Source organism: Nocardia anaemiae NBRC 100462 (genome assembly GCF_001612725.1).
GTDB lineage: Bacteria > Actinomycetota > Actinomycetes > Mycobacteriales > Mycobacteriaceae > Nocardia > Nocardia anaemiae.
On the sequence record NZ_BDAZ01000133.1, the window covers coordinates 1 to 572 of the forward strand.

Consider the following 572-nt stretch of genomic DNA (forward strand, 5'->3'; position numbering starts at 1 on the left):
AGCACATGTTTTCACCTACCGGGCTATCACCGTCTACGGCGGGCCGTTCCAGACCACTTCGACTAACACGAACTTTTCTGACTGTTGCTCGACTCGGCAGAATCAAGAAAGTGAGCCCCACTACCCCAGCTAGACAACGACTGCCGTCTATCACATCTAACTGGTTTAGCCTCATCCGCTTTCGCTCGCCACTACTCACGGAATCACTATTGTTTTCTCTTCCTGTGGGTACTGAGATGTTTCACTTCCCCACGTTCCCTCCACACACCCTATATATTCAGATGCGGGTAACACGACATCACTCGTGCTGGGTTTCCCCATTCGGAAATCCTCGGATCTCAGCTCGGTTGACAGCTCCCCGAGGCTTATCGCAGCCTCCTACGTCCTTCATCGGCTCCTGGTGCCAAGGCATCCACCGAACGCTCTTAAACACTTACAAACAAAGATGCTCGCGTCCACTGTGCAGTTCTCAAACAACACACAAGACTGAAACCCGATGCAGCACCAGCACTTCCGAAGAAGCCGGTATGACTGCGGCCCAATCTCGTCGTCATCTTGCCTGGAAAGAACGC

1 rRNA gene is annotated in these 572 nt (G+C 52.8%); it reads right to left on the reverse strand.

What is annotated here, in order from left to right:
- Positions 1-439, reverse strand: a 23S ribosomal RNA gene (locus tag NA5_RS38745); the annotation flags it as partial.
- Between the last annotated feature and the right edge of the window lie 133 nt (positions 440-572).